5 protein-coding genes are annotated in these 6000 nt (G+C 44.8%); all 5 read right to left on the bottom strand.

What is annotated here, in order from left to right:
- Positions 1 to 115: 115 nt before the first annotated feature.
- On the bottom strand, positions 116 to 1525 hold the full coding sequence (locus HMPREF0080_RS06625; RefSeq protein ID WP_006790596.1) for an FAD-binding oxidoreductase: 1410 nt from the start codon (positions 1523 to 1525) through the stop codon (positions 116 to 118).
- A gap of 24 nt (positions 1526 to 1549) precedes the next feature.
- Entirely contained in the window at positions 1550 to 2500 is a 951-nt protein-coding gene (locus HMPREF0080_RS06620; protein ID WP_245527251.1) for a bile acid:sodium symporter family protein, read from the bottom strand.
- Between the two features lie 208 nt (positions 2501 to 2708).
- Positions 2709 to 3431, bottom strand: a complete 723-nt coding sequence (locus tag HMPREF0080_RS06615; protein ID WP_006790594.1) for a GntR family transcriptional regulator — start codon at positions 3429 to 3431, stop codon at positions 2709 to 2711.
- A 191-nt stretch (positions 3432 to 3622) separates the two neighbouring features.
- Positions 3623 to 4762 carry a YkvI family membrane protein gene (locus HMPREF0080_RS06610; protein ID WP_006790593.1) on the bottom strand — a complete coding sequence of 380 codons (1140 nt, stop codon included), beginning with the start codon at positions 4760 to 4762 and terminating at the stop codon, positions 3623 to 3625.
- Between the two features lie 217 nt (positions 4763 to 4979).
- Positions 4980 to 5882 (bottom strand): pyridoxal phosphate-dependent aminotransferase, encoded by a 903-nt coding sequence (locus HMPREF0080_RS06605; RefSeq protein WP_050808843.1) that lies wholly within the window; start codon positions 5880 to 5882, stop codon positions 4980 to 4982.
- Positions 5883 to 6000 lie beyond the last annotated feature (118 nt).

Genomic DNA, 6000 nt, shown 5'->3' with positions numbered 1-6000 from the left:
TTTATCTTACCAAATCTTTCCCTGCCCTGTCAACTCTTTTTTCCGCCGGAGGGGTGTTTTTTACAAAACAAACGGAGAGCATACAAATTTTGTATGCTCTCCTCACATGCTCCGCCTATTCTTCGAGATCTACAATCTTTGCGGGATTCATAATATTATTAGGATCCAACGCCGCTTTTATAGCTCTTATAATATGTTGTTCCCCTTTCGGTGTATGGCGTTTGAATTCTTTTAATTTTTTAAACCCGATGCCGTGTTCACCGGACATCTTGCCGCCGAGAGCATAAACCTCCGCGAAAAGGTCCTCATGGAAGCCTTCCATCTTCTTCATCCATCCTTCCGGCGAAAGCCCGTCTCTGTTGAGAGGCAGAACATGGATATTCCCGTCTCCGATATGAGCAACCGTAACGGCATAAAGATCATGCTTTTCTTTGAGTGCCGGCAGCTTTGCCGTAATCGCCGCAATCTTATCAAGAGGTACGACAAAGTCTTCGGCAACATACATAATATCGATGTCACGAGCTGCTTCGGCAAACTGGCGGCGGCAGCTCCAGATGCGGTCGTCCGCCTGGATAACGTCTATAGCGCCACATTCTTCACAAATTTCACCGGCTTTTTCCATTTTCCGGTCCAATTCATCTTCATCGAACGTCTCCACCGTCACGATGACATAGCAGACACCTTCATCCACATGAGGCAGCGTAACCTTACAGAAAGCGGAACAAATGCGAAGCGCTTCATTATCCATGTATTCAATACTCGTCGGTTCAATACCCGCTTTCAGGAGTTTATTCGGTAATGTAAAGCCCTGCGTATCTTCTTTGAAAATAGCGACAAGATCAAACTTATACGGCGGCAACGGCCTCAGTTTAAGCGTAATTTCCGTAATGATTCCCAACGTTCCTTCGGACCCGCAGAAAAGCTGCTCTAAGCAGTATCCCGTCGAACATTTCTGCAAACGCGCGCCAATATCAACAATATCACCTGTAGGCGTAACAACTTTCATACCATAAATCTGGTTGCGTGTCGTTCCATACTTGACAGCTTTATTACCGCCCGCATTGGTTGCGACATTACCGCCTATTTGGCAGCTTTCGGCACTGCACGGATCACCTGCATATAACAAGCCTCTGCGACGGCACTGTTCTTGAACTTCGCTGGTACGGACTCCCGTCTGGACGACTGCATAAAGGCTGTCTTCATTGAGTTCAAGAATTTTATTCATTCTGTCCAGCTCCATAACGATGCCGTGATAAACGGGAATAGCGCCGCAGGCAACACCGGATCCGGCCGCACGCGGCGTAATGGGAACTAGGTATTCGTTCGCCAATTTAACAACTGTCGCCACCTGCTCCGTCGTTTCGGGAAAAACAACGACCTCAGGCGTCCGAAACCAATAAGGATTCCCTTCTTCATCTGTCTGATACGTTAAAAGCTTTTCCGGGTCAACAGTTAATCCTTTGGCACCTAAAACATCACGTAATTTCTCAATAAGTTCAGGTGTCACTTTGTTAAATCTAGCCATAATCACTTCCTCCTTTTGATATACTTATACTGTTCCTTCTGATGTATCGGCTGTTCTATTTCCCCAAATAGACGCTACGAAGGAACAGAAAACAGTAGCCCAAACAACGCCGACTGCTGCCGGCAAAGCCGACAAAGGGTCAAAATAAGTAATTCCCAACGCTACGGCCAAAGCCGTATTTTGTACGCCCACAACAAAAGTAAGGGCCTTGCGTCGTGGCGGCGATGCATGTAATATTTTTCCGACACCGTAGCCGATGGCAAGTCCGCAGCCCGTATAGAGAACAATGGCTAAAGCCGCCATCATTGCCACGGCACGCAGCCGTTCCACATTTAACGCAACAACGACACTGATAACCAAAAGGATCGCCAGCACCGTTGCCAGAGGGACAAATTTTAAAACCAGCGGCATCTGTTTGGCAAATAATTTACGAATAAGCAGTCCCAACATAATAGGAATAAGGACAATTTTAACAATACTCAAGAAGAGCGCCATGCCGTCGATAGCTAAATATGTCCCTGCATACAGTAAAAGTAAAAGCGGCATAATGACCGGCGCCAGCAGTGTGCTCAAGCTGGAAATCGTAACGGACAGTGCCTTATCGCCTTTTGCTAAAAAAGTCATTACATTAGATGTTGTCCCCGTAGGACTGCAGCCGAGAAGCACAAGACCGACAACCAGCATGGGGGCAAGTCCCAAAAGTTTGCCGATTCCCAATCCTACGAGGGGCATACATACATATAAAGTAAGTACACCGACAATAACGTCTTTCGGCCTGGTAAAGACCAGTCTGAAATCATTCGGACTCATTGACAGACCCATACCTAGCATGATGATTCCCAGACAAACAGGAATACAGCCGCCGTACGGCATAAACGGTTCCGGCATGACATAGGCAAGTACGGCAATTAAAATAACCCAAAGCGTTACGTACTTTGCAATAAATTGTATTATTCGTTCAACTGTCGCCATCATCTTTCCTCCTTTACAAAATATGTTTACCCAAGCCATAAATTACTTAATAAGATTTTATTTATGATTTATTTTAATGATTATGTAAAAGTGCGTCAAACCGTATACGATATATAGGTATACTGTTTAGCTTTATCGTTTAATCTTTCAAAGTTGTACCGATTTAAATGCAAAAAGTACTTTTACATATTGTGTAAAAGTACTTTTCCGTTTATTCTTCATTACCCATATACAGCCGTTTATCCATGATATCCTTCAAGAAATTTTCCGCAAAGGAGACATGGCGCTGTACAACAGCTTCCGCCATCACCTTATTACGCAATTTTAATACATCGCAAATAATTAAATGATCTTTAGATACGATTGAATAATATCCCTTAGGCGGATTATACATCAAATAACTGCGATAGCGAAAAAGACGGTATTTTATTTGGTCATATATAGCCAGAAGCAAAGGGTGATCGGCAAGACAAATGATTTTTCGGTGGAATTGACGCTCTAATTCTATCGTTTCACTGCAATAACAAATATTCCGACGTTTGGTATTTTCCCATCCTTTTTTCTGCAGCAGATAAGCCAGCTCATACAGTTCATCCAGTTGTTTGTCCGTCATTATCATGACGGCCCGCCCCGCCGCATATGCTTCCAGCTGCACGGCCAATTCCATCATATCCTTACATTCTTTTTCCGAAAAAGAAGCCACACGATACGCACCGCTTTTTTCAACATATTGATTCTTGGCTAATCGCTGCAGAGCCGCATTAACAGGAGAACGGCTCACACCCAAGGTCTTGGCGACATGACTTTGGGTTATTTTACTCCCCGGAAGCAATTGAAAGGTAACAATTTCCTGCAGCAGAATTTCATGAATAATATCCTGTAACGGCATAAAGGGATTTTCTTTTCGCAGACGCTGAATAACCTGCCCGTCCATATATTATCCCTCCTTATAACACAACTTCACCGACCGGTAAAATCTCGGACTATGTTCGTTGTCATCAACATATTATTCTGAATTTACAAATTTCTTCTTTCATACTTTACTATGCATACTGCAGGTATATCACCCTTGCCCGTCTACAGGACACCGCTTCCGAAAATCCGCTCCGGGCACGCGTACTTACTTTATTTATTTTCTTCCCGCATCAGAGTTACGTCCTTATCATTCATAAAATAAACCCTAATAATAACCGCTAAAATCATAAGCACACCGACCTGTCCCATCAAGGGGTATAAAAATCCGATCAATCTGCCAAGACCCAGCTGAGCTCCGAAGTAAGCGATAATGCCCAGCACAAGCGTGACAAATATCTTAACATTTTTATTGGGAATCCATTGTTCCAATTTATTAATGACCACCCAGAACATAGGGGCGGCAGTGCTGTATATACCCAGAAGGAGAATTACAGAAAAAACCGCGGCCAGAACCGGTGCAAATTGTTGTACTAAAAATAAATTAGGCACCTGTAACGCGGCTATCTCTTCAGGGAAGTACAACATAGCCGCCACCAAGATACCGGCTGCCAGGATAATAGCCACGCCGCCAAGAAATCCGCCCCAAAACGCTTCTTTACGGGAATTGGCTTTACTGCCCAGACCGGTAAGAAAAGGAATACCTCCGAAAACCATGCAGGAAGCATATAAAACACCGCTGAACCACGCCGAATCAAGAACGGCATAGCGAGCAAACCACCATGACCCGGTAGCTCTTAATTCATACAGGACCTGCCAGTTCTGCGCCCATGCACCGGACGCATTCAGCATCGTCAGTATGCCGACAAGAATAGAAAAAACAATGATAACCGGGCCGATGGACCCGATAATATCAGCCAATCGCATCAATCCCAACAAAATGGAAGCCACGCAAAGCACCGTCATGCCGATACTGCCTATTTCTTTAGACAATCCGTAATATTCGGAAGTCATGGCTCCGGTGCCGGCTATCATAATGGAAACCACGCCGAAAAGAAAAATAACGGTCACCCATTCCAGAAAAATACCGATATATGTGCCGCAATAATACCGGAAAACCTGCGTCTGGTATTTTAATTTTAAATCATACCCCTTTTGCATAAGGGCCCCGCCCAAAACTGCAAATAAAACCATACTGACAAAACACCCGATCAGGCCCTCCGGACCGAAAGCACAGAAGAACTGCATTATCTCCTGTCCCGTTGCGTATCCGGAACCGATTGTAAAAGCACAATATGCGCCGGCGAAAACAATAAGATTACGTATACTCACAGCCTGCGTCCTGTTTTCCATGCTATTTCCTCCTAACGTTGATTTAATTCCGATTCAATTACATTGAGTCTCTGCAGCAACTCGGTCGTATCTGAGGGGACACGCAAACGTAAATGCCGTTTAGTCAGACCGGGAAAATCCGGCCCGTTCTCTACACGAATACCGTGTTTTAAAAAAATCTCGCCCAAATCTATATCTTTCTTTGTATAGTACAATGCAATCGGCACCTCGTCCGCAGTTACCGATACCTGTATATGCCGCAGCTTCGGATCAATTCATTTTTATTAGTCCGGATACGGGTTCGAGATTCCTCCAAAAACTCCGGATGAGCCAAAACGTGCGGCACCAGCCTGCTGGCAACAGAATTGAGGTTCATTTCGCCCGAATTCTTATTGATCACGGATATCAGATCTTCCGGCATAACGATATAGCCGGCCCTCAGGCCGCCCAGGCCGAAAGCCTTGGAAAAAGATCTGACGACCAGAAGATTATCAAATTCCGGAATCAAAGAGACAGCGGAGCAGCGCTTGTCTAAAAAATCGCCGTATGCTTCATCAACAATAACAACAATGTTCTTTTCTTCCGCAGCCGTCAATATCCGACGCAACGTTCCCAGATCTATATATTGACCCGTAGGGTTATTGGGATTATCCAGATATGCCAGCCTCTGAGACGGATGAAGAGCCTCTATATAGCGTTCCGGACTGAAAGCAAACCGCTCCGTTTCTGAAAGCGGTACCGCATCAATCACTGCACCGCAGAGCCGCGCATGAGATACATAAGAAGAAAAACAAGGTTCCGGAATCAGGACATGCGTATTTTCTTCCAAAAAAATATAATTAATAGTGCACAACGCCGACATCGACCCCGACTGCATACTGATTTGCCGGGGAGACAACGCCGCCAAATCAGAAAAATATTCACAAATTTTCCGGCAATCGGTACCATACGGATAATCCGGATATCGGCTGAGATCACCAAAGGTCTCCAGATACACCTCCTTGGTCAGTGTCGGTGTTACCCCGTAGGGATTAACGCCCAATGAGCAATCAATAACATCATCGGCCAGGACTGCTCCCTCATCTTTCAAGTAGCTGCCGCTCTGTACCTGTTCAAGCACTCGTGAAATTCTGTATTTCATAAATTGCTCCTCCATCGGCTAATCTCTTCGTAATAAAAGTCTTTTTTCGATTTTACGCTACAATACATTATTTGTAAAGCAAAAAGGAGCGAAAAAGGAGCGCCTTAAAACATCAGGT

Source organism: Megasphaera geminata F0357 (genome assembly GCF_000239275.1).
In the GTDB taxonomy this organism is placed as follows: Bacteria; Bacillota; Negativicutes; order Veillonellales; family Megasphaeraceae; genus Megasphaera; species Megasphaera geminata.
The sequence above is the reverse complement of the archived record's forward strand: the minus strand, read 5'-3'. Positions and strand labels throughout refer to the sequence as shown.

What these genes read in the sequence shown, in the direction of transcription:
- HMPREF0080_RS06620 (WP_245527251.1), bottom strand. Translation starts at nt 2,500, where the DNA reads ATGATGGCGACAGTTGAACGAATAATACAATTTATTGCAAAGTACGTA.
- HMPREF0080_RS06605 (WP_050808843.1), bottom strand. Translation starts at nt 5,882, where the DNA reads ATGAAATACAGAATTTCACGAGTGCTTGAACAGGTACAGAGCGGCAGC.
- HMPREF0080_RS06625 (WP_006790596.1), bottom strand. Translation starts at nt 1,525, where the DNA reads ATGGCTAGATTTAACAAAGTGACACCTGAACTTATTGAGAAATTACGT.
- HMPREF0080_RS06615 (WP_006790594.1), bottom strand. Translation starts at nt 3,431, where the DNA reads ATGGACGGGCAGGTTATTCAGCGTCTGCGAAAAGAAAATCCCTTTATG.
- HMPREF0080_RS06610 (WP_006790593.1), bottom strand. Translation starts at nt 4,762, where the DNA reads ATGGAAAACAGGACGCAGGCTGTGAGTATACGTAATCTTATTGTTTTC.